A 24,896-nucleotide genomic window follows, 5' to 3' on the forward strand; every position below is an offset into this window, starting at 1 on the left:
CGACTTATATCATTCTTTTACAACGCGTTAGATACTCATCCGGAAAATTTGTAATGCCGGTTCGCATCCCGCACACTCACGGCAATTCGGAAGCGCGGCCTACCGCGTCCGGCCCTTTTTTGCAGAGGATGTCCTAAAGTCATGATCGCTCAGGATTATGCCGTGGCAGAGGCGCCCCGCCGGGCGCGTATCTGGTCCCATCTCTATGTCCAGGTTCTCTTCGCGATCGCGCTCGGCGCGATCATCGGCCATTTCTGGCCGTCCTTCGGCGAGTCGCTGAAGCCGATCGGCGATGCCTTCATCAAGCTGGTGAAGATGATCATCGCCCCCGTCATCTTCCTGACCGTCGTCACCGGCATCGCGGGCATGCGCGAGTTGGGCTCGGTCGGCCGCGTCGCCGGCAAGGCCTTTTTCTACTTCATCACCGTGTCGACCTTCGCGCTGGTCGTGGGCCTGATCGTCGCCAATGTCGTCCAGCCGGGCGCGGGCATGAACATCGATCCCGCCACGCTGAACGCCGGATCGATCGCCGAATATACCGCCAAGGCGCATGACACGACCGTCACCGGCTTCCTGCTGGGCATCATTCCCGACACGCTGGTCAGCGCCTTCACCCAGGGCAATATCCTGCAGGTGCTGATGGTCGCAATCCTGTTCGGCGTGGCCATGGCGCTGGTCGGCGAGCCCGCCCGTCCGCTGCTGACCAGCCTGGAGCGGCTCAGCGTCGTCATCTTCCGCCTGGTCGGCATCCTGATGCGTGCCGCGCCGATCGGGGCCTTCGGCGCCATCGCCTTCACCATCGGTAAGTATGGCGTCGGCAGCCTCGTCAATCTCGGCGCGCTGGTCGCGACCTTCTACCTCACCTCGATCCTGTTCGTCGTCGTCGTGCTGGGCACCATCGCCCGCGCCAACGGCTTCTCGGTCCTGAAGCTGATCCGCTATCTGAAGGCGGAGCTGCTGCTGGTTCTGGGCACCTCGTCTTCGGAAGCCGCGCTGCCCAGCCTGCTCCAGAAGATGGAGAAGGCCGGTTGCGAAAAGTCGGTCGTCGGCCTCGTCGTTCCCACCGGCTATTCGTTCAACCTCGACGGCACCAACATCTACATGACGCTGGCGGCGCTGTTCATCGCCCAGGCCTGCGGCGTGGATCTGTCGCTCGGTCAGCAGCTGGCCCTGCTCCTCGTCGCCATGCTCTCGTCCAAGGGCGCGGCGGGCGTCACCGGCGCGGGCTTCATCACCCTGGCCGCCACCCTGTCGATCGTGCCGGACGTGCCGGTCGCGGGCATGGCGCTGATTTTGGGCGTCGACCGCTTCATGTCGGAATGCCGCAGCCTGACCAACTTCATCGGCAACGCTGTCGCGACGGTCGTCGTCGCCCGCTGGGAGAATGCCCTCGACAAGGACGCGCTCGACGCCGCGCTGAACGGCACCCCCGTCCTCCCCGATCCCGCCGCCCGGCCCGTCATCGCCTGATCCCGGTACAGGCCCGGCCGCTCCCATCGGCCGGGTCATTTGTTTACCTGGGTGCGATAGGGCCGCCATCGTCTTGGCAAAGTGGTTTGATTGAGGGGGGTATTTCATGAAGTTTCGTTGGCTTGCCGGTACGGCCATAATGACCGCGGGGCTCGCCGCGTCCCCGGTGGCGGCGCAGACCGTCACCCCCAGGGCGGCATCCGAACCCGCCAGTCCCGCCAGCACCGCCTATCCGGCCAGTGCGTCGGGGGACGGCAACACCGCCGGCGGGTACAACCAGTCGCGCTGGGCCGAGGACTGGCGCAAGATGTGCGACCCCGCCAAGCGGGACGATGTCATCGACGCGCTCAAATGCGTGAAGCTGACCGAGGACGGCAAGTCCTATGTCACCTTCTCGGGCGAGCTGCGCACGCGGGTCAACATCACGACCAATCCCAATCTTCGCGAGGTCGAGCAGCAGCGGCAGGATATTGCGCGCATCATCGGTGGCGCGGACGTCCATCTGGGCGACCATTTCCGCGTCTTCGGCGAACTGGGCCGCGCCGAGCTTCAGGGCATCAACCTGGGCACGCCGGGCGGCAACCTGCGCAACAAGCTGGCGGTGCAGCAGCTGTTCGCCGAGGTGAAGGGCAAGGCGCTGGGCCTGGATGTCGGCGTGCGCGCGGGCCGTCAGGAATTTTACGACGGGCCGCAGCTTCTGACCGTAGGCCGTGACAACAACACCCTTTATTTCGTGCTGGACGGCGTTCGCGCTTATGCCCGCGGCAAGGACGCGCGGGTCGATGTGTTCGACCTGAACTATGTCACCTATGGCTTCCAGGGCATCAGCGACGACAAGACCAACCCGGACGTGCGCTTCACCGGCGCGACCTTCGGCTTCCGCCTGTCGCCCAAGCTGTTCGGCGGATCGAAGCTCTATCTCGATCCCTTCATCTGGCGGCTGCGCAACCGTCGTGCCGTCTGGGGGCCGACCACCAGGTTGGAGGAACGCTATTTCCTGGGCCTGCATGCCTATGGCGATGCCGGGCCGGTCAATATCGACTGGACGGTCAACAACCAGCGCGGCACCTTCGCCAACCGCCCGATCTCGGCGTGGCAGGCGTTCATCGCGCAGACCTATCGCCTGGGCAAGAAGCCCGATGCCCCGCGCGTCGGCGTCCATTTCGACTATGGCTCGGGCGGCGGTTCCTATCAGCGGACCGGCGAGCTGAACACGACCAACGGCCTGTTCGGCAACAATATCTATTACAGCTACGGCCTGTTCCTGACGCCGACCAACCTGCTGTACGCGGCGCCGAACTTCACGTTCACGCCGATCAAGGGCGTGCGGCTGGCGACCGAATATGGCTTTGCCTGGCGTCCCGACGAGTTCGACGCGGTCTATCGCGCCAGCGGTGCCCCTTGGGCGGGAACCCAGAATGTCCGGGGCAAGAAGATCGGCGAGGTCGCCCGCCTTCAGGCGGTGTGGACCATCACGCCGCGCTTTTCGTTCACCGGGCGGTACGAACATTTCAAGGCGGACACGGTGATGCAACGCGCCAACCTCAAGAGTTCGGATTTCTGGGCCGGCTGGCTCAGCTTCCGCTTCTGAGGATCGTTCGCGGGCAAGATGCAACCAAAGGGAGTATGACATGACCACCAGTATCGCCGACCCCGGGCGCGAGCGGCTGAAGGCCATTATCGGCGGCTCGACCGGCAATCTCGTCGAATGGTTCGACTGGTATGTCTACTCCGCCTTCACCCTCTATTTCGCGCCGCACTTCTTTCCGTCCGAAGACCGCACCGCGCAGCTGCTGAGCGCGGCGGCGGTCTTCGCGGTCGGTTTCATCATGCGGCCGATCGGCGCATGGGTGATGGGCATCTATGCCGATCGCAAGGGGCGCAAGGCCGGGCTCAGCCTCTCGGTCACGCTGATGTGCCTGGGGTCGCTCATCATCGCGGTGACGCCCGGCTATGCCACGATCGGGATCGCCGCCCCGGCGCTTCTCGTCCTGGCGCGGCTGATGCAGGGCCTGTCGGTCGGCGGCGAATATGGCGCCAGCGCGACCTATCTGACCGAGATGGCGGGCAAGGACCGGCGCGGATTCTTCTCGTCCTTCCAATATGTCACGCTGATCTCGGGCCAGTTGCTCGCCATCTGTGTCCTGCTGATCCTGCAGGCGACGCTTTCGGAGGCGGCGCTGGACGAATGGGGCTGGCGCGTGCCGTTCGCGCTGGGCGCGGTGCTGGCGGTCGTCGTCTTCTATATTCGGCGCGGGCTGGCCGAGACGAAGAGCTTCGAGAACGTCAAGAAGGACGGCGCGCCGCAATCGGGCCTGATCCAGCTGTTTACCAAGCACCCGCGCGAGACGCTGACCGTGATGCTGCTGACGGCGGGCGGCACCCTCGCCTTCTATGCCTATTCGATCTACATGCAGAAGTTCCTGGTCAACACCAGCGGGTTCAGCCGCGAGGTCGCCAGCCAGATCAACGCCGTCACGCTGTTCGTCTTCATGCTGCTCCAGCCGGTGGCGGGCGGACTGTCCGACCGGATCGGGCGCAAGCCGCTGATGGTCGCGTTCGGTATCGCGGGCGTCCTGTTCACCTATCCCATCTTCTCGACGCTGGCGACGACGCGCGATCCGATGGTGGCGGGCACGCTGGTGATGATCGCGCTGATCATCGTGACCGGCTATACCTCGATCAACGCGGTGGTGAAGGCCGAGCTGTTCCCGGCGCATATCCGCGCGCTGGGCGTCGCTTTGCCCTATGCGCTGGCCAACACCATCTTCGGCGGCACGGCCGAGTCGGTCGCGCTGCTGTTCAAGAAGGCCGGGTTCGAACAGGGCTTCTACTGGTATGTCACCGCGATGATCGGCGTCTCGCTGATCGTCTATCTGCGGATGCGCGACACCCGCAATCACAGCCAGATCGTCGAGGACTGATCCTCAGCCCCGCGCGGCCAGGACGCGCGACACGATCGGGCCGAGGCTGTCGGCCTTGGCCCGGTCGATATGCGAACCATGGGTGATCAGCGCCTGGTCGAGCACCGTATCGATCGGCGACGCGGTCCGCTCCGCAGGTAGCAAGGCCGCCAGTTCCGTCACCAGCCCCCGCGCGGTCGCCGCATTCCGGGCCAGTTGCGCCAGCACCGCGTCGACCTCGACATGCGCCTCGTCCTCGCGCCAGCAGTCATAATCGGTGACCATGCCGATCAACGCATAGGGCAGCTCCGCCTCGCGCGCGAGCTTGGCCTCGGGCATGGCGGTCATGCCGATGACGTCGGCGCCCCATTGGCGGTAGAGAAGGCTTTCGGCACGGGTCGAGAATTGGGGGCCCTCCATCGCCAGATAGGTGCCGCCATGCGTCACCGACGCCCCGGCGCGCTCCCCGGCCTGCGCCGCCAGCGCCGACAGGCGCGGACAGACGGGGTCCGCCATAGAGACATGCGCGACAAGGCCTGCGCCGAAGAAGCTGGTGTCGCGGTGCACCGTCCGGTCGATGAACTGGTCGACCGCGACGAAACGGCCCGGCGCCAGTTCCTCGCGCAGCGACCCGATGGCCGAGATGGCGAGGATGTCGGTGCAGCCCGCCAGCTTCAGGGCATGGATATTGGCGCGCGCATTGACCTCGGTCGGCGACAGGCGATGCCCCCGGCCATGGCGGGGCAGGAAGACGAACCGCACCGCGCCGATCCGCCCGCGCACCAGCGTGTCCGACGGCGCGCCCCAGGGCGTGTCGATCACCAGCGGCTCGACATCCTGCAGCGCGTCGATCGCATACAGACCCGATCCGCCGATGACCCCGATCGTCCAGCCCGTCATGCCCTGCTCCTGTTCCATGACGGGCCGGTTAGGCGCTCCGGGTCGCAAAGCAAAGGGGTGGCCGGCGATCCCCCTGTCCGCATGCCGAAGCCACCAGCGGCGACGGCCCGAAAGGCGGAAATTTGGACCGGCCGTGAAACTCCCCGAACCTCATGACGTTCAAGTCATGCAATTCCCCTGGATTACGCATTTTGCATAAACGACACGACGCGGTGCAGTTGAATTTGACGGCGCAGGGATAAGGCCGCAGAAGGGGGATCATGGCCATTACGAAAAGGACTGCTGGTCGCCCGACCCGGGAGCAGGCACAGCAGATCGACGATATCATCATGTCGGGCGCGCGCGAGGCGTTTTGCCGTCGCGGGATCGAGGGCACCTCGATGGAGGAAATCGCCCTTTCCGTCGGCGTGAGCAAGCACACCATCTATCGGCGTTATGCGGGCAAGATGGCGCTGCTCGACGCGGTGGTGTCGCGCGATCTGGATCGCCTCAACCAGGCCATGGTCGAAGACAGCAAGGGCAGCGATCCGCTGGAGCGGCTGAAGAATTCCGCGCGCCGCTTCTTCTTCTTCTGCGTCGAACCCGACACGGTTCGTTTCCTCGCCTTCCTGACCTCCGAAGCGGTGTTTTCCGACGAACTGCGTCGGCGCTTCGCGACCTGGGACCGCGTCCTGTCCGATCCGATCATCGCCTGTATCCAGGCGTCGCAAAAGGTCGGGCTGCTGCGCGCGGACGAGACGCCGATCGCACTGTTCAACCTGCTCGCCGACATGATCGACGGCCCCAGTCGCCGGATGCAGTTCGAATTGCCCGATCCCTTTTCGGGGTTGGACCCCAGCGACTTCTTCGAGCATCGCTGGTCGGTCTTCCTGAAGGTCGCCAGCGCCGGATGAGCGGGAACGGGCGATGACAGCAGGCGTTGGCGGCACATGTCCGACGACCTGCTGATCTTTCGCCCCGACGATGTCGACCTGTCCCGGTCGCCGCTGCGCCGGGGCATCGCCGAGCCGACCTATGTCCTGGGCGCCTTCAATCCGGGCATGACCCGGCTGGCCAATGGCAATCTGCTGCTGATGGTCCGGGTAGCGGAGGCGCTGTCGAACCCGGTCGATGGCGATCATGTCCGCGCGATCCGCTGGACCGGGGCGGGCTATGGACTCGACCGCTATCCCATCGACCGGGTCGACATGACCGATCCGCGCCAGTTCGCGATCCGCGGCTCGGCCCATCGCATATTGGCGCTGACCTCGCTGTCCTGGTTGTTGCCGGTCGAGCTTTCCCCCGACGGCGCGACCGTCCTGGCGGTGCATTACGACAAGGCGATCGAGCCCGCTGCCTCATGGCAGGATTATGGGGTCGAGGATGCGCGGATCAGCCGGGTCGGCGATCGCTGGTACATGACCACCTGTTCGGTCTCGGCGGAGCGGCATTCGACGACGCTCCACATTTCGGACAACGGGCTCGACTATCGCCTGGCGGGGATCATCCTCGACCATCAGAACAAGGACATGCTGTTCTTCGAGGGGCTGGTCGACGGGCGCTTCATGGCGCTGACCCGGCCGCTGGGCGAAGTCTATTTCGCCTATCCCGAGGACAGCCCCTTTGTCGGCGGTCCGTCGATCAATTTCGCGACATCGCCCGACGGGCTTCACTGGAAACCGCTCGAGGCACCCGGCATCCGCGCGCGCAAGGCCTCGACCTCGGCGATGAAGGTCGGTGGCGGCACGCCGCCGATCCTGACCGAGCGGGGCTGGCTGACCCTGTATCACGGCGTCGAGCGGCGGGAGTCGGTGGGCATCTACCGCAGCTTCTGGGCGCTATTCGACAGGGACGATCCGACCCGTATCCTGCGCATCGAGGACGAGTGTCCGCTGCTGGAAGCGAACCCCAGCCTCACCGCCTCCATCGCGCACCAGATGTACCTGCCCACGCCGGTCGTCTTCTCGACCGGCATCGTCGATATGGGCGATCATTATCTGGTGGCCAGCGGTGAGGCCGATCTGGCCTGCCGGATGACGCGGCTGCCCAAGGATCTGTTCCAGTGAGCGCACGGCCCTGGTGGCAGTCGGCCGTCCTCTATCAAATCTATCCCTGGTCGTTTCAGGACAGCGATGGCGACGGGATAGGGGATTTGCGCGGGATCGAGAACCGGCTCGACTATCTGGGCGAGCTGGGGGTGGATGCGATCTGGCTTTCGCCGATCTTTCCGTCACCTATGGCGGATTTCGGATATGACGTGGCCGATTATTGCGGGATCGATCCCCGGTTCGGGACGTTGGCGGATTTCGACTCCCTGCTCGCCTCGGCGCATGCGCGCGGGTTGAAGCTGCTGCTCGACTTCGTGCCCAATCACAGCTCCGACCAGCATCCCTGGTTCGTCGAGAGCCGGGCATCGCGCGACAATCCCAAGCGCGACTGGTATATCTGGCAGGACGCCGCGCCGGACGGAGGACCGCCCAACAATTGGATCAGCGATTTCGGGGGTTCAGCCTGGACCTGGGACGCAACGACCGGCCAATATTATTATCATGCCTTTCTGAAGGAGCAGCCCGACCTTAACTGGCGCAACCCGGCGGTGCGGGCGGCGATGCTCGACGTCCTGCGCTTCTGGTTCGCGCGCGGGGTGGACGGCTTCCGGATCGACGTGCTGTGGCACATCCTCAAGCATGCCGGCTTTCCCGACAACCCGCTCAACCCGGACTGGGACCCGGCGACCGGCGAGATGAACCGGGTGTTCCAACTTCATTCGACCGATCAGCCCGAGGTCCACGACATCGCCGCCGACATGCGCGCGATCGCCGATGCCTTTGGCCGCGAAGGTGACGACCGGGTGCTGATCGGCGAGATCTATCTGCCGGTCGAGCGATTGATGCGCTATTATGGACTGGCGGGCGAAGGCGTCCACCTGCCCTTCAATTTCCAGTTGATCGATGCGCCCTGGAATGCGCGCGGACTGGCCCGCATGATCGCGGATTATGAGGCTGCCCTGCCACCGGGCGGCTGGCCCAATTGGGTGCTGGGCAATCATGACCGCCCGCGCAGCGCCACCAAGCGCGGACGCGCGCAGGCGCGGGTCGCCGCCATGCTACTGCTGACGCTGCGCGGTACGCCGACGCTCTATTATGGCGACGAACTCGGCATGGAGAACGGCCATATCCCGCCCGAGCGGGTCCGCGATCCCCGCGAACTGCGTGAGCCCGGACTGGGGCTGGGTCGCGATCCCGTCCGCACGCCGATGCCATGGGACGACAGCCCTCATGGGGGGTTCACCACCGGCGAGCCCTGGTTGCCGCTGGGCGGTGAATGGCTGCGCCGCAATGTCGCCGCCGAGTTGGAGGAGCCCGCGTCGATCCTTGCACTCCACCGCGCTCTGCTAAGGCTCCGGCGCATGACGCCCGCGCTCGCCACGGGAGCGATCCGGCTGATCGAGGCGGACGGCGATGTCCTGGCCTATGAGCGGGAACAGGATGGCGGGCGGCTGGTCGTGGCGCTGAACCTGGGGTCCGCCCCGGCGCCGGTCGTGCTGCCGCCGGGCGTGGCGCTGCTCTCCACCCTGTCCGGCCCGCTGTCCGACGCCGATCCCACCCTGCTTCGCCCCAATGAGGGGCTGATCCTGAAAGTCGATACCGACGCATGAAAATCGCGATGATTGCCCCGATTGCGTGGCGTACCCCGCCCCGCGCCTATGGCCCGTGGGAGCTGGTGACGAGCCTGCTGACCGAAGCCCTGGTCGCGCGCGGCGTCGATGTGACGCTGTTCGCCACCCAGGACAGCATCACGAAAGCCAAGCTGGCCGGGCCCGTGCCCGCCGCCTATTCGGAAGACCCGTCGATCGATGCCAAGGTCTGGGAGATGCGCCATCTCGCCGCCGTGTTCGAGCGGGCGGACGAGTTCGATCTGATCCACAATCAGGCCGATTTTCCGGCCCATGCCTTTTCGGGGCTGGTCGATACGCCGATGGTCACGACGATCCATGGCTTTTCGTCCGAGCGCATCCTGCCGATGTACGCCCCCTATCAGGATCGGGTGCATTATGTCGCCATTTCGGACGCGGATCGGCACCCAGATCTGCGCTATGCCGCGACTATTCACCACGGCATCCCTATCGAGGATTTCCCCTTCGATCCAAAGGGTAGCGACGACCTCCTCTTCTTCGGTCGCATCCATCCCGACAAGGGCGCGGCGGAGGCTATCGCGACCGCGCGGGCGGCCGACCGGCGGCTGGTGATGGCCGGGATCGTACAGGATCAAGGCTATTGGGAGCGCGAGGTGCAGCCCCATGTCGATGGCGACCGGATCGTCTATCGCGGCCCCGTCGGCGGTGCGGACCGGACCGCGACGCTGGGGCAGGCCTTTGCCCTCCTGCACCTCATCAATTTCGACGAGCCCTTCGGCCTGTCGGTGGTCGAGGCCATGACCTGCGGCACGCCGGTCATCGCCATCCGGCGGGGCTCGATGGCCGAGCTGATCGAAGACGGCGTGACCGGCTTTCTGGTCGATACGGTCGAACAGGCGATCGAAGCGGTGGCGCGCATCGGCGAAATCGATCGCGCCGCCTGCCGCCGGGCGGCGGCGACCCGCTTTTCGGTCGACCGGATGGCCGACGAATATCTGGCGCTCTACCGCTCGATCTTGGGCTGATCGCGTAGCGACAGGGCGACCGCGTCGATCCGGTGGAGCATGGCGACGAATGTCTCCAGCTCCTCCGGCCTAAAACTGGAGAATAATTGTTCTTCCAGTTCCAGGGCCTTGGGCGACACATCTGCGTAGAGTTCTCGCCCCGCATCGGTCAGGACGAGCAGGTGCGAGCGTCGGTCGCCGTCATGCGCGGTGCGGGCCAGCAAGCCGCGCCCGACCATCGCGATCGCCGCGCGCGAGACGGTGACCTTGTCCATCCGGCTGCGCTCACACACCGCCGACTGCGCCACCGCGCCTTCCTCCGCCACGATCGCGATCAGCCGCCATTCCGGGATCGTGAGCCCGAACAGCTGCTGATAGGCGCTGGCGATATGGTCGCTGACCAGGTTCGAGGTGATCGACAGGCGATAGGGCAGAAAGGCGTCCAGCCGCAATTCGCGAGATCGTAACATTTGACACCAATTCTCCGGTCTGCGATTTAGTCTCCAACGTTACTGGATCAGGAGTTGGACGTCATGGCAACCACCCCGAACAATCCGCTGGGCCTCGACGGCTTCGCTTTCTGCGAATTCACGACCCCCGAGCCCGACATGCTGGCGCGCCAGTTCGACATGATGGGCTTCGTCCCCACCCATCGTCACCCGGCCAATGCGATCACCCGCTACAAGCAGGGGCGCATCACCCTGCTCCTCAACGCCGAGGCCGAAGGTCAGGCCGCCGAGTTCCGCAGCCAGCACGGCCCCTCGGCCAGCGGCATGGGCTTTTACGTGGCCGATCCGGCGGAGGCGTTCGACCATGCGGTAAAGGGCGGCGCGGTGCCGGTCGACGCGGCGCGCGGCTGCCTGAGCCCGGACGCCCGGGCGATCGAGGGCATTGGCGGCAGCTATCTCTATCTGGTAAAGGCGGGCGACGACCTGTTCGCCGACTGGACCGAGGTGGCGGGCTGGCAGCAGGCGGAGGCCGAGAACAATGTCGGGCTCGACCTGCTCGACCATTTGACCCACAATGTCCGTCGCGGCGAGATGCGGACTTGGTCGGGCTTCTATTCCAAGCTGTTCGGTTTCGAGGAACAGAAATATTTCGACATCAAGGGCAAGGCGACCGGACTGTTCAGCCAGGCGATGATCGCCCCCGACAAGGCGATCCGCATCCCCCTGAACGAGAGCCAGGACGAGAAGAGCCAGATCGAGGAATTCATCCGCGAATATAATGGCGAAGGCATCCAGCATCTCGCGCTGACCACCGACGACATCTACGAAACCGTCGAAAAGCTGCGCGCGCGCGGCGTCCGTTTGCAGGACACGATCGAGACCTATTACGAACTGGTCGACAAGCGCGTGCCCGGCCATGGCGAGGACCTGGACCGGCTGAAGCGCAACCGCATCCTGATCGACGGCAATGTCGGGGAAGAGGGCATCCTGCTCCAGATCTTCACCGAGAATATGATCGGCCCGATCTTCTTCGAGATCATCCAGCGCAAGGGCAATGAGGGCTTTGGCAACGGCAATTTCCAGGCGCTGTTCGAAAGCATCGAACTCGACCAGATCCGGCGCGGGGTGATTACGGTCGACGCCTGACCAGGATCGGCCGGCCAGCACGGCGGGGCCACGCCACAGGGCGCGGCTTCGCCGTGACCGACGGCGTGGAGGGTAAGAGTGCCCGGACAAAGGAGAGGATCATGAACGAGACGGCAACCCCGCGCTACATCCCCGGCTTCGGCAACCACATCGCGACCGAGGCGGTCTCCGGCGCGCTGCCCATCGGTCGCAATTCGCCGCAGCGCCCCGCCTTCGGCCTCTATGCCGAGCAGCTGTCGGGCACCGCCTTTACCGCACCGCGCCACGAAAACCGCCGTTCCTGGCTCTATCGCCTGCGCCCGACCGCCGAGCATCCGCCCTATCGGCCCTATGACGGCGCGCCGCGTTTCGCGCCCGGCACCGGCGACGCCCCCCTGCCCCCCAACCGGCTGCGCTGGGACCCGGCACCGATGCCGTCCGCCGGGACGGACTGGCTGGACGGCATGACGACGATGCTCGCCAATCGCGACCCCGCCGATCTGGAGGGTGTGGGGGTGCATGTCTATGCCTGCAACCGCGACATGGCACGGGTCTTCGTCGACGCCGATGGCGAGCTGGTCTTCCTGCCGCAATCGGGGCGCCTGACGATCCTGACCGAACTGGGCCGGATCGACATCGCGCCCGGCCAGATCGCGCTGGTGCCGCGCGGCGTGCGCTTCCGCGTCGCGCTGCCCGATGGCGAGGCCTCGGGCTATATCGCCGAGAACCATGGGAGCCTGTTCCGCCTGCCCGACCTGGGACCGATCGGCGCCAACGGCCTGGGCAATCCGCGCGACTTCGAGACGCCGGTCGCCTGGTTCGAGGATCGCGACGAGCCCACCCAGGTCGTCCAGAAGTTCCTCGGCTCGCTCTGGACGACGACGCTCGACCACAGCCCGCTCGACGTGGTGGCCTGGCACGGCAATCTGGCGCCGTGGCGGTACGATCTGTCGCGCTTCAACACGATCAACACGGTCAGCTTCGACCATCCCGATCCGTCGATCTTCACCCTGCTGACCTCGCCCAGCGACGTGCCCGGCCGGGCCAATGCCGATCTCGTGCTGTTTCCGCCGCGCTGGATGGTGGCGGAGGATAGCTTCCGTCCGCCCTGGTTCCACCGCAACGTCATGTCGGAGGCGATGGGCCTCATCACCGGCGCCTATGATGCCAAGGCGGAAGGCTTTCGTCCCGGCGGGCTGTCGCTGCACAATCTGATGGCGGGGCACGGCCCCGACCTCGCCAGCTGGCAGGCGGCGAGCGCGGCCGACCTCAAGCCGCACCGGATCGAGGGGACGATGGCGTTCATGGTGGAAAGCTGCTGGCCCTATCGTCCCACCACCCATGCCCTGTCGCACGCGCAGCTCGACTATGACGCGGTGTGGAAGGACTTCCCCAAGGCCCGGCTGCCATGAGCCTGACGCTCCACGGCTATTGGCGGTCAAGCGCGGCCTATCGCGTCCGGCTGGCGCTGGCGCTGAAGGGACTCTCCTATGACAGCGTGTCTCACGACCTGCGAACGGGGGAGCAGCGGGCGGAGGCGTATCGCGCCCTGCAACCGCAAGGGCTGGTGCCGGTGCTGGACGGCCCAGACGGCGCGCTGATCCAGAGCCCGGCGATCCTCGAATGGCTGGAGGAGCGCTATCCCGATCCGCCGCTGCTTCCCGCCGATCCGGCGGGGCGCGCGGTGGTACGGGCGATGGCGGCGATCGTCGCGTGCGACATCCATCCGATCAACAATCTGCGCGTCCTGACGGTGCTTCGCCAGGACATGATGGCCGATGACGACGCGGTCCGGCGCTGGATCGCCCATTGGATCGCGGAGGGCTTTGCCGCGCTGGAGGGGCTGATCGCGCGGCATGGGCGCGGCTATGCCTATGGCGATACCCCGACGCTGGCCGACTGCCATGTCCTGCCGCAGCTCTATAATGCCGAGCGGTTCGCGGTCGACCTCAGCCCCTACCCGCATCTGACCGCTGCCGCCGACCGGCTGCGACGCCGCACCCCCGAAGCCGCGCCCGAAGCGCAGGAGGACGCGGCATGAGCGACGAACGCCTGACCGCCACCCCGGCCGGAATCACGCTCGGTCCGCTGGAGACGATCGCGGACGGCGCGGCGCGCAACTTCGTGATCCAGATGCGTGCCGGACGCTTCCACGGCTTCGTCGTCCGGCGCGGCACCATGGTGCATGGCTATGTCGACCGCTGCCCGCATATGGGCCTGCCGCTGGCGCAGGAACTCGATGCCTACCTCACCCCCGGCGGCGAGCGCATCGCCTGTTCGTGGCACGGCGCGCTGTTCGCGGTCGAGGACGGGCATTGCCTGGGCGGCCCCTGCATGGGGCAGGCGCTCAGCCCCTGGCCGGTCACCGTCCGCGACGGAAAGATCGTCACGGAATAGCTTGCGTCAGCTCGGCCTGGGCGATCGCCTGCAACCGGCCGACCACGCGCGGATCGAGGCCCAGATCGCGCCCCGCCCGCTCCTGCTCGCCCAGCCGCTGGACGTCGTAGCCGGTCACTTTTCCGAACACGACCAGCGCCTCCAGATAATAGCCCGCCGCGCTGGCATGATACTGGTCCCAGGTCCACAGATCGACCTGACCATAGGCGATACCGTCATAGGGGTTCGGATCGGCCACCCGGTCGCGCCATGCCCGGTTCCAGGCCTGTCCCACCGGGATCGCCCCCGCGATCTCCGGATTGCGACGCAGGGCATAGGCATTGCCCGCCGCCAGATCGTCCGCCATCGCGTCGATCGGTTTGCCCCGCCACGGACTGGGGGTGCGATAGGTCAGGTCGGCGCGGCTCCAGGTGGTGACCAGTTCGATGCGGACGCGCGGATTGGCGCGGCGGAGCATCGACGCGATCAGCCCCGCCGCCTCGGCATGGCGGGTCGGATCGCCGGGGCGCTGCGCATCGAGCGTGCTGTAATCCTGAAGGATCACGACATCCCAGCGCCCATCGATCTCGCGCCGTTTCTGCTCGTAATGGAACGCCAGGTCCTTGCCCGGCGAGGTCTCCAGACTGACCGTCCAATTCTGCCCCGCCTCTTCGGCAAAGGTCTTGAACAGCGCGGGCACGCCGCCAATCCCCTCATTGTTGAGGTCGCGGACCAGATCGGGGCGATAGCGCATGACCGGCGAGTGGGCGCCGAAGGTGAAGCTGTTGCCGACGAACAGGATCGTCTCCGCCCGAACCGGCAGAGCTGCCGTCCCCGCCAGCAACGCCGTCAGCGCCATACTCCATCGCCGCCATGCCTTCACGTCCGCCGCCTCCTGCCGTTGCATCCGCCACCTTGGCCGAACCGACGCCGCCCCGGCAAGCCGTCTTGCGAAACCGCCCGATATACCCTATACCCCTATGCGTTATGGCGCATGTCACCACCAGCAAGGAAAAGATCGTCGCGCGCGTCCGCCGCATCGCGGGGCAGGTCGCGGCGATCGAGCGATCGGTGACGGCGGATGCCGATTGTGCCGAGACGCTTCATCTGGTGGCGGCGGTGCGGGGTGCGGTGGCCGGGTTGATGGACGAGCTGGTCGAGGATCATCTCCACGCCCATGTCGCCGCCCCCGACCTCGGCGATGCCGAGCGGACCGCCGCCGCCGCCGAGCTGGCCAAGCTGCTCCGCCGCCATTTCCGCTGAACTTCTATCCCGTGACCCGATGCTGCCGAAGGACCCGACCGTGACCGCCCACAGCCATGATTATCTGGGCCATGCCCATGACGAGAATGCCCGGCGGACGCGGGCGGTCGTCTGGCTTTCGGCCGGAATGATGGTCGCGGAGATCGTCGCGGGCTATCTGACCGGATCGATGGCGTTGCTGGCGGACGGCTTTCACATGGCGACGCATGTCGGCGCGCTGGGGATCGCCGCGCTCGCCTATTCCTATGCCAAGAAGCATGTCGCCAATCCCCGTTACAGCTGGGGCACGGGCAAGGTCGGCGAACTGGCGGGGTTCGGATCGGCCATGGTGCTGGGCATCGTGTCACTGGGCATCGCCTATGAATCCGTCGTCCGGCTGGGCGATCCGCATCCGGTCGCGTTTCGCGATGCCATATTGGTCGCGGTGCTGGGCCTGGCGATCAACCTGATCAGCGCGTGGATGCTGGCTGGCGGCCACGGGCATGATCACGGGCACGGGCACAGCCATGGGCATGACCACGGCCATCATCATGGGCATCATCATCACGACCATGCCCATGACCGACATGGCGGCGACACCAATATGCGCGCGGCCTATATCCATATCCTTGCCGATGCGCTGACCTCGGTCATGGCGATCGTCGCGCTGGTCGCGGGGCGCTATCTGGGTTGGGTCTGGCTCGACCCGGCGGTGGGCCTGTTGGGCGCGCTGGTCATCGCCAACTGGGCGGTCGGGCTGATGCGACAGGCCTCCGCCGTGCTGCTCGACGCCGCCGATCCCAGGCTGGCCGCCGAAGTGCGCGAGCGGATCGAGGCGTCCGGCGATACGCGGATCCATGACTTCCATATCTGGCGGATCGGCCCGACCGCCCATGCCGTCGTCCTGTCGATCGAGGGGATCGGCACCACGCTGGATTGTGCGGAGGTCCATCGCCGCCTGGATGGAATGCCCGCGGTCGGCCATGTGACGGTCGAAATCCGGTAACGCTTCGTTGAAGCCATTCTGCTAAAGCGCTGTCCATGCGCCCCATGCAGATCCTGGCCGGTGCGATCCTGATCGGCGCCCTGGGTGGCGGCGTGATGCTGATCCGGCATTCCGCCGATGCGGACGTCACGCGGATGAAGGTCGCGGCGGCGCCACGAGCGGCGGCTACCCGTCCCCCCGCGCCCTCTCCCAGCCCGAGCCCCTCGCCCGCGCCTTTCGTCGTACGCCGCATTCTCGACCTGAAGGCACCGCTGCACCATGGCGACTTCGTGTGGGACGAGAGTGGCGCGCCGCAGGGGCCGGTGGTGATTACCGTCGACCTCGCCGCGCAGGTCGTGTCGATCTTTCGTGACGGCTATGAGATCGGCACGGCGGCCATCATCTATGGCGCGGACAATATGCCGACCCCGCTCGGCGTCTTTCCCATCCTGGAGAAGGACGCCGACCATGTGTCCAACCTCTATGATGCGCCCATGCCCTATATGTTGCGGCTGACCCGCGACGGTGTGGCGATCCATGGCAGCGATGTGCGTTATGGCTATGCGACCCATGGCTGTGTCGGCGTGCCCACCGCCTTTGCGCGCAAATTGTTCGCCGCGACGCGGATCGGTGACCGAGTGATCGTCACCAACGGCAAACGGCTCGCCATGGGACAGAGCATCGTCGGGTAAAACGCATTTCCCGCACAGCCCCATTAGATCACAGCTATTTCAATAGCTTGCACCAAATACCTCTGGTCAGAAACCAAAACGCGACACGAAATCCGCGCAACTGGCGATGCACCGCCCCTAGTGTTAGCTCGTAGACCATAATGCGAGTCATTTGCATTTTTCCATTGAGAATTGCACCTTAGCGTCTTATTGCGAGTGATAGGCAATAGATGAAAGGGGTCATATGCTTCTGGCGCTCGCCGTAATGGCTGCGATCGGGGAACCCGGGGAAAAAGCTGACGAAAAGACCGAACAGCGCGACATCGTCGTGACGGCGACCCGCGCGCCGATCGAGGCGCGGGATGCGCCGGTCACCATCTCGGTCAAACGCGCCGAGACCATCGCCGACGAACTGGCGACCGACATCAAGGATCTGGTCCGCTTCGAACCGGGCGTCAGCGTCCGCCGCGCGCCCACCCGCTTCGGCGCCGCATCGGGATCGACCGGACGAGCGGGCAATGAAGGCTTCGTCATCCGCGGCATCGGCGGCAACCGCGTGCTGATCCAGGTCGACGGTGTACGCGTACCCTACGGCTTCAGCTTCGGGGCGCAGGATGCCGGGCGCGGCGACTATGTCGATATCGGCCTGATCAAGTCGGTCGAGTTCCTGCGCGGCCCTGCCTCGGCGCTCTATGGCAGCGACGGGCTGGCGGGTGCGGTCAGCTTCGTCACCAGCGACCCCGTCGACATTCTGGGCGACAAATCCTTCGGCGGATCGCTGCGCACCCAGTATAACTCGGCGGACGAGGAGTTCACCCAATCGGGCATCGTCGCGGGCCGATCGGGCGCGGTTTCGGCCATGCTCGCCTATACCCGGCGCGACTTTTCCGAACTGAAGAACCGGGGCGATGTCGAGGGCACCGGCGTAACCCGCACCGCGCCCAATCCGCAGGACGGCCACTCCAATGCCCTGCTCGGCAAGCTGGTCTGGAACGTCGCGCCGGGTCACCGCCTGCGCGCGACCGGCGAGTATCTCGGCAACCGCGTCGCCACCGACGTGCTCACCGGGATCAACACCAGCGTCGCCGGGTTGCAGGCCCGCGATACCGCCGAGCGCTGGCGCGGCACGCTCGACTGGACCTATGACGGGACCGGCCTGATCGAGTTCGCGCGCGCCGCCGCCTATGTCCAGAATGCCGAGGATCGCCAGTTCAGCGCCGAGGACCGCCGGACGCTGGCCGACCGCACCCGGCTCAACACGCTGGAGAACCGGGTCTATGGCGGCTCGGGCGAGGTCCGGCTCGGCTTCTCGACGGGGGCGATCACCCACCGGCTGGTGACGGGCGCCGATGTCAGCGTGCTGCGCCAGCGGGGCGTCCGCGACGGCACCGTGCCGCCATCGGGCGAGACATTCCCGACCCGTGCCTTTCCGACGACCGACTTCACCCTGGCCGGGGCCTTTGTCGGGGACGCGATCGGCATCGGGCCGGTGACGCTGCACCCGGCGCTGCGCTATGACTGGTATCGCCTGTCGCCCCGGCGCGATCCCCTGTTGCCGCAATTCACCGGCGCCGGGCAATCGGCCGACCGGGTCAGCCCGCGCATCGGCGCGGTCGTCACGCTCACCCCCATGGTGCGACTGTTCGCCAGCTATGCCCGTGGCTTCCGCGCGCCCGAACCGGGGCAGATCAACCAGTTCTTCTCCAACCTCGCCTTCGGCTATACCTCGATCCCCAATCCGAACCTTCGCCCGGAGACGAGCGAGGCGGTCGAGGCCGGATTGCGGCTGAACAGCGATGCCGTGGACCTGTCGGCGAGCGTCTTTCGCGCCGATTACCGCGACTTCATCAGCCAGGAGGTGGTGGGCGGACGCTTCACCCCCAGCGATCCGGCGCTGTACCAATTCATCAATCTCGACCGCGCAAGCGTGAAGGGCGCCGAAGCCCGGTTCGAGGGGCGGGCCCGCAACGGCCTGACCGGCCAGCTCGCCATTTCCTATTCGCAAGGGAACCAGATCGCCGCCGACGGCACCCGCAAGCCGCTGGCGACGATCGACCCGCTCAAGCTGGTGATGGGGGTGGGCTGGCGCGAACCCGGCCAGGGGCGCTTCGGCGGTCAGGTCGTGATGACCCACAGCGCGCAAAAGGCGGCGCGGGACACCAGCGGCCTGTGCTCCACCACATGTTTCCGACCCGCCGCCTTCACGATCCTCGACGCGACGCTGTTCGCGAAGCTGACCGACACGCTGACCATGCGCGCGGGCATCTTCAACCTCACCAACGCCACCTATGCCTGGTGGTCCGATGTGCGCGGCCTGTCGGTGCCGCGCCCCCTCCCCACCGGCGCCGCCGATGTGCCCCCCGCCGCCTTCACCCAGCCGGGGCGCAACGCCAGCGCGTCGCTCTCCTTGCGCTTCTGAAAGGACTGACCCGATGATGAACCGTCCGATGCTGATGCTGGCCGCGCTCGCGCTGCTCCCCGTTCCCGCTCATGCCGATGGCCCCGTGAAGCAGACCATGACCGAGGCCCAGGCCGCCAAGGCCGCCGACCGGGCCGAGATCCTGGCGATGGCGGGCAATTACAAGGTCCGCTTCGACATGCAGGAAACCACGCCATGGGCGGCGGACTATGTTCCGTTGGAGCGCAAGATTTCCGGCGGCAACGAAGTGGTCCGCGTGATCGCGGACACGCCCGACCATATCGCGCTCCAGCATCTTCTGGTCGTCGAGCATGGCGGCAAGACCCATGTCATCAAGCATTGGCGGCAGGATTGGGACTATCAACCGTCCCGCGTGCTGGTCTATGCGGGACCGGGCCGATGGGTGTGGGAGGCCGTGCCCGAGCGGATGCGCGCCGGACGCTGGTCGCAGACCGTCTATCAGGTCGACGACAGCCCGCGTTATGCCGGATGGGGCCAGTTCGAGACACAAGCCGGCGTCCGGCGCTGGCGGTCGAACTGGACCTGGCGCCCCCTCGCCCGCCGCGATGCGGTCCGCCATCCGGTCTATGACCGCTATTATGCGATCAATCGACACCAGCCGACCCCGACCGGCTGGATCCATTGGCAGGACAATACGAAGATGGGCCTGAAGGACGGCAAGCTCGTCCCCATCGTCCAGGAATCGGTGCTGAACAGCTATGAGCGCTTCGACGGCTATGACGTGAAGGCCGCGGACACCTATTGGGCGAAGACCAGCGCCTATTGGGCGGCGGTGCGGGCCGCATGGCAACGGGTCGCCGAGACGAAGGGCGGGATCGCGATCCAGGAAGAGCCCGAAACCGGCACGGTGATCAGCGGCCGCCTGCTGACGATCGCCGACGATATCCAGGCGGGCAAGATCACCAACGCCGCCGGAACGGCCGAGGCCATCGCGCTGATCGACGGACATACGAAGCGGATCGGGTGATCGGCTGACGGGATTCCGGGACCGTTCGCATTTTGCCGTCGATCACGACCCGCCGGTTTGCCGACCGGCGGGTCGAACCGCTTGATGACGTGGCTTTTGTCGGCCCAAGCGTGTGGCGTTGAATTTGGGGGGGGCAGGGCCGCGTTGCAGCGATCATCATCCGGCGATCGGAAATCTGCCGAGCAGGACCATTCCTATCAGAATGGAGCGGGTGAAGGGATTCCGTTCCAATATCTTACGGCGCCGAAAGCCACGGAAATCCGCGGTTCTTGGTTCGTCCGATCAGCCTTGTGCTACAGGTTAGTGCACAATTCAATGCACAACCTGGAACCCCACCTCCTTTGAAACTGATCGGATCATTTGGGTTGGCTTGGTGGGATGCACGAACCCGCTGCGCGGGAGGGCGTGCGGGGCATGGTTGAGGTGATGGAACGGGCGTTACGCGCCAGTTGAGCGTTTCAGGAGGCAGGCAGAGCATAGGGGTTCCACGAAGGGAGTCCTGCCATGACCATCCTTCCCCCGGTTGTTGCCGTCAGCTCGTCACGCCCGCGTCTTATCGACGAGATGGATCTGCGCCGTTTCGGCCATGAGACGCAGCGCAATTATATCCGCGACGTCGGGCGGTTCGCGACGTTCCTGGGGCGGTCACCCGACACCGCGACGGCAGAATAGGTGCGGTGCTTCCAGATCGAGCAATGTGACCTGGGCGTGCCGGCGCCGACCATGAACGCCAACGTGTCGGCGCTGCGGTTCTTCTTCGCGCAGACGCTCGACCGCCCGGACTTGGTGCGGAAGCTGCCGGTGGTGCTGAGCCAGGACGAGGTGGCACGGCTGCTGGCGGCAACCACGTGCTTGAAGCATCAGGCAGCGCTGTCCGTCCCCTATTCCCCTGGGTTGCGCGCGTCCGATATCGCCGCGCTCAAGGTCGGCGACATCGACAGCGAACGCATGCTGCTCCGGGTCGAGCGCGACAAGGGCGGACGGTATCGCAACGCGATGCTGCCGGCCGGTCTGCTGGCGCTGCTGCGGGAATGGTGGAGGGTCGGTCGGCGGGAGGGCGTGTTGCACATTGATGGCTGGCTGTTCCCCGGCCAGAATTATCTCAAGCCGATCAGCACGCGGCAGTTGCACCGCATCGTCGTCGAGGCGAGCCTGAACAAACGCCCGCTCACGCGCGACCAGCGGGCTAACGCAAATGACCGCAACCGGGTCGTCCCATTTGCGGCAGCTTTCGACCGAGGCTGTGTAAAAACGTCGGAATCTGCTATGCTTCTTTGGCGTTTCGGGAGGCTTGGGCATGGGCCGTTTCGTACACGGGGAAGACCGTCGGCAGGCCTATCTGCTGCCTGCATCGCTTGATGATTACGTATCGACAGATAACCCGGTGCGGGCGGTCGAGGCGTTCATCGATGCGCTGGATCTGAAGGCGCTGGAGTTCGCGGGCATGACGCCAGCTGAGACGGGACGGCCCGCCTATCATCCGGCGACGATGCTCAAGATCTACCTCTATGGCTATCTGAACCGGGTCCAGTCGAGCCGACGGCTCGAGCGTGAAGCGCAGCGCAACGTGGAATTGATGTGGCTGACGGGGCGGTTGGCGCCCGACTTCAAGACGATCGCCAACTTCCGCCAGGCCAATGGCGCTGCGATCCGGGCGGTGTGCAGCCAGTTCATCACGCTGTGCCGGCAATTGGGGCTGTTCACACGCGCGGTGGTCGCCATCGACGGCAGCAAGATGAAGGCGGTCAACAACCGCGACAAGAACTACACCGCCGCCAAGGTCGCCTCGCGGATGAAGCAGGTGCAGGACAATATCGACCGGTATCTCGACGCGCTTGATCGTGCCGACCGCGAAGAAAGTGATATTGCCGAGCCGAAGGCGAAGCGATTGACGGAGAAGATCGCCCGGTTGCGCGCGCAGTTGCGCGATCTTGCGGTACGTGAGGAGGAAGTCCGGAATGCGCCGGATCAGCAGGTGTCGCTGACCGATCCGGACGCCCGCGCCATGGCGAGTGCGGGGCGCGGCACGAGCGTCGTCGGCTACAATCTCCAGGCGGCCGTCGATGTCGAGCACCACCTCATCGTCGCGCACGAGCTTTTGAACATTGGCTATGACCGCGGGCAACTTGCCCCCATGGCGGCGAAAGCCAAGGACGCCATGGGGGTGGAGGCTTTGGATGCCATTGCCGACAAGGGCTATTTCAAGGGGAGGACATCCGGACTTGCGAGGGGATGGGCGTTACCGCCTTCGTGCCCAGGCCGCTGACCTCGGGCGCAAAGGCGCAAGGTCGCTTCGGCAAGCAGGACTTCGTCTATCTGGAGCAGGAAAACGTCTATCGCTGTCCCGCTGGCGAAGACCTGATCTATCGGTACACCTCGGTCGAGGCCGGAATGACGCTCCATAGCTACTGGAGCTCGAATTGCCAGACATGCGCGCTCCATGACCAATGCACGACCGGCAAGGAACGCCGGGTCAAAAGATGGGAACATGAGGCAGTCGTCGAGGCGATGGAGCGGCGCCTCGATCGTGCGCCAGATGCCATGCGGATCCGCCGGCAGACTGTCGAACATCCGTTCGGCACGCTGAAAGCATGGATGGGCTCGACGCACTTCCAAACGAAAACGCTCAAGAATGTCAGAACGGAGGCCAGCCTCCATATCCTAGCCTATAACTTCAAGCGGCTGATCGCCATCCTCGGCGTCCGGACGATGATCGCAGCAATCCAGAGTTGAGCGTCAACGCTCAACCTTCAACGCGCCGTGCCGGAAATACCGACCAGCTGCTGTGAAGCCCTTTTTACACGGCCTGTCCCAGTACACGCCGGAAGATGGGTTGGTCGTTGCTTTCCTGCGGCCGCCGGGCATTTTATAGCATGGCGTCCTACCACCCTCCCAAATGATCGTACTTGCAGTCATTTGCTTCTACCGGACCGGCGCCGCAAGCATATCTTCACGACCGCAACACAACCCTCATAATATCATCGATAAAAGTCTCAATTCCATCGCCGCGTGCCAAGGCCTGATAATTGACGATGACCCGGTGCCGCAGAACAGGACGCGCGACGGCCGCGATGTCGTCGCAACTGACGGCGAAGCGATCGTCTAGCAGGCATTGAACCTTGGCCGCGAGGATCAGGCTCTGGACACCGCGTGGAGACGCGCCCAGCGCCACGCCGCGTTGTACCGATTCCGGCGCATAGGCACTGCCCGGCTGGGTCGCCATCACGAGGCGGATGGCATAGCTTTTCGCAACTTCGGGCACCGGCACTTGGCGCACCACGTCGCGCAACCGGCATAGCGTGGCGGCGTCCGTCACCGGGTCGATCGCCACCGCCTCGCCGCCGGTCGTTCGGTCGATGATCGCGTGATACTCCGCCTCGGTCGGATAGCCCACGAGCAGCTTGAAAAGGAAACGGTCGAGCTGCGCCTCGGGCAGCGGATAGGTGCCTTCCTGATCGACCGGGTTCTGGGTCGCCATGACGCAGAACGGCTCCGGCATCTTCAGCGTGCGGCGGCCGACCGTGACCTGCCGCTCCTGCATGACTTCGAGCAGCGCCGACTGAGTCTTGGGTGTGGCGCGGTTGATCTCGTCGGCCAGGACCAGATTGGCGACGATCGGCCCCTGCTGGAAGGTCAGTTCATGGCCGCCCCCCTCGGCCTCGGTCAGCATGGTGGTGCCGATGATATCGGCGGGCATCATGTCGGGCGTGAACTGGATACGCGAAAACGGCAGGTCGACCGCCCGGCTGATCGAGTTGATGAGCATCGTCTTGCCCAGCCCCGGCACGCCTTCAAGCAGGACATGCCCCCCCGCCATCAGTGCGGTCAGGACGCCGTCGATCACGTCCTGCTGCCCCACCATCATCCGACGAACCTGGTCACGGATGGCGCGGAACACCGTCCGAAACTCCTCCGCCTGTTCGCGGGCGGCCTGGGCCTGATCGATCATCTGCATGGATAAGGGGCTCAAATGAGAGAGATAGGCCAAAGGGGTGACACGCCCGGCTTGCACCAGCCTTGCATGTCAGTCGCCTTCGACCAGTTGATAGCCGACGCCGCGGACCGACAGGATCTTTACCGCGCCGGTCTTGGCGGCCAGTGCCTTGCGCAACCGCGAGATGATCGATTCCAGCGAGTTGCCGTTGACGAACTTGTCATAGCCATAGACGCGCGTTTCCAGCGTCTCGCGCCGGACCAGCGCGCCGTCGCGCATCATCAGCGCGGCCAGGACCAGCGCCTCCGACCGCCGCAGCGACATGGGCGCATCGTTGACGAAGAAACCGCCGCCCTCGACATCGTGCAGGATCGGGCCGAACTGACGCATCTCACGCGTTTTGTGCAGGTCATGGCGCAATGCCGCGCGGATCCGCGCGACAAGCTCGCGCGGCTCGAACGGCTTGGCGATATAGTCATGCGCCCCGAGTTCCAACCCCGTCACCTTGTCGTCGATCCCGGCGAGCGCGGACAGGAGCAGGAAACGCTGCGGCCGCTTCTTCGCCTCGGCATAGCCGATCAGCGAGACGCCGTCCCCGTCGGGCAGCAGGCGATCAAGCAGAACCAGGTCGAAATCATTGTCCAGCAACGCATCCTGCGCCATCGCCAGCGTATCGGCCCGGTCGACGACGAAACCCTGCCGCTCCAGATAAGCGGTCAGGGTCTCGGCGACATCTCCATCATCTTCTACAAGCAGCAGTCTCATCGGGCGCGAACCTATACGACCGGATCGAGCGATGCGAGGGCGGCGGCCC

At 65.5% G+C, this 24,896-nt stretch carries 21 protein-coding genes and 2 pseudogenes; 18 read left to right on the plus strand and 5 right to left on the minus strand.

Going from position 1 to position 24,896, the window contains the following annotated elements; translation table 11 throughout:
• Nucleotides 1-141: 141 nt before the first annotated feature.
• The 3 genes from ABIC44_RS00790 (at nt 142) to ABIC44_RS00800 (ending at nt 4,394) form a co-directional block, all read left to right on the plus strand.
• On the plus strand, nt 142-1,470 hold the full coding sequence (locus ABIC44_RS00790; protein ID WP_354293080.1) for a dicarboxylate/amino acid:cation symporter: 1,329 nt from the start codon (nt 142-144) through the stop codon (nt 1,468-1,470).
• Between the two features lie 106 nt (nt 1,471-1,576).
• Nucleotides 1,577-3,061, plus strand: a complete 1,485-nt coding sequence (locus ABIC44_RS00795) for an alginate export family protein (protein WP_354293081.1) — start codon at nt 1,577-1,579, stop codon at nt 3,059-3,061.
• Nucleotides 3,062-3,101: 40 nt separating this feature from the next.
• Nucleotides 3,102-4,394, plus strand: a complete 1,293-nt coding sequence (locus ABIC44_RS00800; RefSeq protein WP_354293082.1) for an MFS transporter — start codon at nt 3,102-3,104, stop codon at nt 4,392-4,394.
• A 3-nt stretch (nt 4,395-4,397) separates the two neighbouring features.
• Here ABIC44_RS00800 and mtnP read toward each other — a convergent pair whose 3' ends face one another.
• The gene (mtnP, locus tag ABIC44_RS00805) at nt 4,398-5,273 is read right to left on the minus strand and encodes an S-methyl-5'-thioadenosine phosphorylase (protein ID WP_354293083.1); all 876 of its coding nucleotides are present in this window, start codon (nt 5,271-5,273) and stop codon (nt 4,398-4,400) included.
• Between the two features lie 260 nt (nt 5,274-5,533).
• On the opposite strand from mtnP, the gene ABIC44_RS00810 reads away from it, so the two are divergent.
• Genes ABIC44_RS00810 through ABIC44_RS00825 form a run of 4 tightly spaced genes read left to right on the plus strand, consistent with a single transcriptional unit; the run spans nt 5,534 to nt 9,914 of the window.
• Nucleotides 5,534-6,166: a TetR/AcrR family transcriptional regulator gene (locus ABIC44_RS00810; protein WP_307099010.1), complete on the plus strand. Its 633-nt coding sequence runs from the start codon at nt 5,534-5,536 to the stop codon at nt 6,164-6,166.
• Between the two features lie 36 nt (nt 6,167-6,202).
• Nucleotides 6,203-7,318: a glycoside hydrolase family 130 protein gene (locus ABIC44_RS00815; protein ID WP_354293084.1), complete on the plus strand. Its 1,116-nt coding sequence runs from the start codon at nt 6,203-6,205 to the stop codon at nt 7,316-7,318.
• The gene (locus ABIC44_RS00820) at nt 7,315-8,910 is read left to right on the plus strand and encodes an alpha-amylase family glycosyl hydrolase (RefSeq protein WP_354293085.1); all 1,596 of its coding nucleotides are present in this window, start codon (nt 7,315-7,317) and stop codon (nt 8,908-8,910) included. Before ABIC44_RS00815 ends, ABIC44_RS00820 begins: the two co-directional genes overlap by 4 nt.
• Nucleotides 8,907-9,914, plus strand: a complete 1,008-nt coding sequence (locus ABIC44_RS00825) for a glycosyltransferase family 4 protein (protein ID WP_354293086.1) — start codon at nt 8,907-8,909, stop codon at nt 9,912-9,914. The genes ABIC44_RS00820 and ABIC44_RS00825 overlap by 4 nt, the downstream gene beginning before the upstream one ends.
• Here ABIC44_RS00825 and ABIC44_RS00830 read toward each other — a convergent pair.
• Nucleotides 9,893-10,363, minus strand: coding sequence for a MarR family winged helix-turn-helix transcriptional regulator (locus ABIC44_RS00830; protein ID WP_354293087.1), 471 nt, complete (start codon nt 10,361-10,363; stop codon nt 9,893-9,895). The genes ABIC44_RS00825 and ABIC44_RS00830 overlap by 22 nt on opposite strands.
• A gap of 63 nt (nt 10,364-10,426) precedes the next feature.
• Here ABIC44_RS00830 and hppD point away from each other — a divergent pair, with 63 nt between their 5' ends.
• The 4 genes from hppD (at nt 10,427) to ABIC44_RS00850 (ending at nt 13,864) form a co-directional block, all read left to right on the plus strand.
• Complete coding sequence (gene hppD / locus ABIC44_RS00835; RefSeq protein ID WP_354293088.1) at nt 10,427-11,488, plus strand: 4-hydroxyphenylpyruvate dioxygenase; 1,062 nt, start codon at nt 10,427-10,429, stop codon at nt 11,486-11,488.
• A 101-nt stretch (nt 11,489-11,589) separates the two neighbouring features.
• Nucleotides 11,590-12,879 carry a homogentisate 1,2-dioxygenase gene (gene hmgA, locus ABIC44_RS00840; protein WP_354293089.1) on the plus strand — a complete coding sequence of 430 codons (1,290 nt, stop codon included), beginning with the start codon at nt 11,590-11,592 and terminating at the stop codon, nt 12,877-12,879.
• Entirely contained in the window at nt 12,876-13,508 is a 633-nt protein-coding gene (gene maiA, locus ABIC44_RS00845; protein WP_354293090.1) for a maleylacetoacetate isomerase, read from the plus strand. Before hmgA ends, maiA begins: the two co-directional genes overlap by 4 nt.
• Nucleotides 13,505-13,864: a Rieske (2Fe-2S) protein gene (locus tag ABIC44_RS00850; protein ID WP_354293091.1), complete on the plus strand. Its 360-nt coding sequence runs from the start codon at nt 13,505-13,507 to the stop codon at nt 13,862-13,864. The genes maiA and ABIC44_RS00850 overlap by 4 nt, the downstream gene beginning before the upstream one ends.
• On the opposite strand, the gene ABIC44_RS00855 is transcribed toward ABIC44_RS00850, so the two are convergent.
• A complete protein-coding gene (locus tag ABIC44_RS00855) occupies nt 13,854-14,750 on the minus strand; it encodes a PEP-CTERM sorting domain-containing protein (RefSeq protein WP_354293092.1) in 897 nt (298 codons plus the stop codon). The genes ABIC44_RS00850 and ABIC44_RS00855 overlap by 11 nt on opposite strands.
• Nucleotides 14,751-14,830: 80 nt before the next feature.
• Between ABIC44_RS00855 and ABIC44_RS00860 the strand changes: the two genes are divergently transcribed.
• The 7 genes and pseudogenes from ABIC44_RS00860 (at nt 14,831) to ABIC44_RS00890 (ending at nt 22,881) form a co-directional block, all read left to right on the plus strand.
• Nucleotides 14,831-15,106, plus strand: a complete 276-nt coding sequence (locus tag ABIC44_RS00860; RefSeq protein WP_309695678.1) for a metal/formaldehyde-sensitive transcriptional repressor — start codon at nt 14,831-14,833, stop codon at nt 15,104-15,106.
• A 19-nt stretch (nt 15,107-15,125) separates the two neighbouring features.
• On the plus strand, nt 15,126-16,091 hold the full coding sequence (gene dmeF, locus ABIC44_RS00865; RefSeq protein WP_354293093.1) for a CDF family Co(II)/Ni(II) efflux transporter DmeF: 966 nt from the start codon (nt 15,126-15,128) through the stop codon (nt 16,089-16,091).
• Nucleotides 16,092-16,126: 35 nt separating this feature from the next.
• Nucleotides 16,127-16,762, plus strand: coding sequence for a L,D-transpeptidase family protein (locus ABIC44_RS00870; protein WP_354293094.1), 636 nt, complete (start codon nt 16,127-16,129; stop codon nt 16,760-16,762).
• Nucleotides 16,763-16,985: 223 nt separating this feature from the next.
• On the plus strand, nt 16,986-19,160 hold the full coding sequence (locus ABIC44_RS00875) for a TonB-dependent hemoglobin/transferrin/lactoferrin family receptor (RefSeq protein ID WP_354293095.1): 2,175 nt from the start codon (nt 16,986-16,988) through the stop codon (nt 19,158-19,160).
• 13 nt (nt 19,161-19,173) lie between these two features.
• Nucleotides 19,174-20,148 carry a DUF6607 family protein gene (locus ABIC44_RS00880; RefSeq protein WP_354293096.1) on the plus strand — a complete coding sequence of 325 codons (975 nt, stop codon included), beginning with the start codon at nt 19,174-19,176 and terminating at the stop codon, nt 20,146-20,148.
• A 504-nt stretch (nt 20,149-20,652) separates the two neighbouring features.
• Nucleotides 20,653-21,300 (plus strand): annotated as a pseudogene (locus ABIC44_RS00885) (tyrosine-type recombinase/integrase); the annotation flags it as partial.
• Nucleotides 21,301-21,445: 145 nt separating this feature from the next.
• A pseudogene (locus tag ABIC44_RS00890) lies at nt 21,446-22,881 on the plus strand (IS1182 family transposase).
• A 217-nt stretch (nt 22,882-23,098) separates the two neighbouring features.
• Here ABIC44_RS00890 and ABIC44_RS00895 read toward each other — a convergent pair.
• A complete protein-coding gene (locus tag ABIC44_RS00895) occupies nt 23,099-24,103 on the minus strand; it encodes an AAA family ATPase (RefSeq protein ID WP_354293097.1) in 1,005 nt (334 codons plus the stop codon).
• Nucleotides 24,104-24,172: 69 nt separating this feature from the next.
• On the minus strand, nt 24,173-24,847 hold the full coding sequence (locus ABIC44_RS00900) for a response regulator transcription factor (protein WP_307098147.1): 675 nt from the start codon (nt 24,845-24,847) through the stop codon (nt 24,173-24,175).
• Nucleotides 24,848-24,896: the final 49 nt, after the last annotated feature.

Source organism: Sphingomonas sp. 1185, from assembly GCF_040544655.1.
Taxonomy (GTDB): domain Bacteria; phylum Pseudomonadota; class Alphaproteobacteria; order Sphingomonadales; family Sphingomonadaceae; genus Sphingomonas.